The following is a 1,102-nucleotide window of genomic DNA, read 5'->3' as shown; positions in this document are numbered from 1 at the left end:
CGCTCAGCTGATGCGATCGGGAATCGTGAAATTGAAACTGGCCGCTAGCGCGGCCATGCTGTCGCCTGCTCGCTTGACACCGGCCCGCTAATGGGTGTGGGTAATAGCAAGGCATGCGGCGCAGTTTACGCAAGTCCGGCGCGGTTTACAACATCGACAGCGGCTTACTTGTACGACGGGGCTGCTTCCAGTCGATGCCTTCAAGGAGCATCGACAACTGGGCCTGCGTCAGGTGAATCTTGCCGCTATCGGCCTGCGGCCAGACAAAGTGGCCGTGCTCAAGCCGTTTTGCGAGCAGACATAGTCCGTCGCCAGTAGCCCACAAAATCTTCAGCGTGTCACCTCGACGCCCTCGGAACACGAACACATGCCCCTCGAATGGGTTCTCTTCAAGGGCGGTCTGTACCTTAGCCGCCAAGCCCTGGAAACCACATCGCATATCGGTTACGCCCGCGGCAATCCAGATGCGTGTGCCCGCCGGCAGCCCCATCATTGAGACAGCTCGCGAATCAGCAAGCGCAATATCGTTGGCGACACATCGCCACGAATGCGCAAGCGTGCGTGGTCAAATTCGACTTCGCACACGTTCTCGACAAGAGTAAGCGCATCGCTCGGCTTCGCCGGCTCCGATTCAGCCGTCTCAGAAATCAGCGTCACCGGTAGCAACGGCGGGCTCTTCCAATCCACCGTTGATGATGCTGGAGCAGGCTGAGTAGGCAGCCCGTACGCGCCTTCGAAATACCGTTTGCGCCATTTGAAGAGCAAGTTCGCGTTGATATCATTGTCTCGCGCGATCAATGACAACGACGCACCCGGCTCCAACGACTGCTCAACCAAACGCCTCTTTAATTCATTCGGAAAGTTCGGGCGCCTATATGCACCTTCAGTTTTACGCTGTTGCCACGTTCTATCCATTTTGGTGTCCACCATAATTTGGTGCACACCAAATTATCCAAACCCTCAATCTGCCCGGGCGGTCGGTCAAATTCCCCTATATGAACGGCCCCCTTTGCGCCAGGCTTTCTTGTGCGTTGAAGAACAGGATAGGTTGCAGCTCTATATGCGACCTTCTTGCAGCCGGTACAGCCGCTGCGGGTCCCTA

At 56.6% G+C, this 1,102-nt stretch carries 2 protein-coding genes; both read right to left on the bottom strand.

The window, feature by feature from the left end:
* Positions 1-145 precede the first annotated feature (145 nt).
* The gene (gene tnpB, locus KHO30_RS39065; RefSeq protein WP_211704093.1) at positions 146-493 is read right to left on the bottom strand and encodes an IS66 family insertion sequence element accessory protein TnpB; all 348 of its coding nucleotides are present in this window, start codon (positions 491-493) and stop codon (positions 146-148) included.
* The gene (gene tnpA / locus KHO30_RS39060; RefSeq protein ID WP_244864248.1) at positions 490-915 is read right to left on the bottom strand and encodes an IS66-like element accessory protein TnpA; all 426 of its coding nucleotides are present in this window, start codon (positions 913-915) and stop codon (positions 490-492) included. Before tnpA ends, tnpB begins: the two co-directional genes overlap by 4 nt.
* Positions 916-1,102 lie beyond the last annotated feature (187 nt).

This window comes from Paraburkholderia aspalathi (genome assembly GCF_905220735.1).
In the GTDB taxonomy this organism is placed as follows: domain Bacteria; phylum Pseudomonadota; class Gammaproteobacteria; order Burkholderiales; family Burkholderiaceae; genus Paraburkholderia; species Paraburkholderia aspalathi.
The sequence above is the reverse complement of the archived record's forward strand: the minus strand, read 5'-3'. Positions and strand labels throughout refer to the sequence as shown.

Coding starts and splice junctions, on each gene's coding strand:
- tnpA (WP_244864248.1), bottom strand. CDS start 915: ATGGATAGAACGTGGCAACAGCGTAAAACTGAAGGTGCATATAGGCGC.
- tnpB (WP_211704093.1), bottom strand. CDS start 493: ATGATGGGGCTGCCGGCGGGCACACGCATCTGGATTGCCGCGGGCGTA.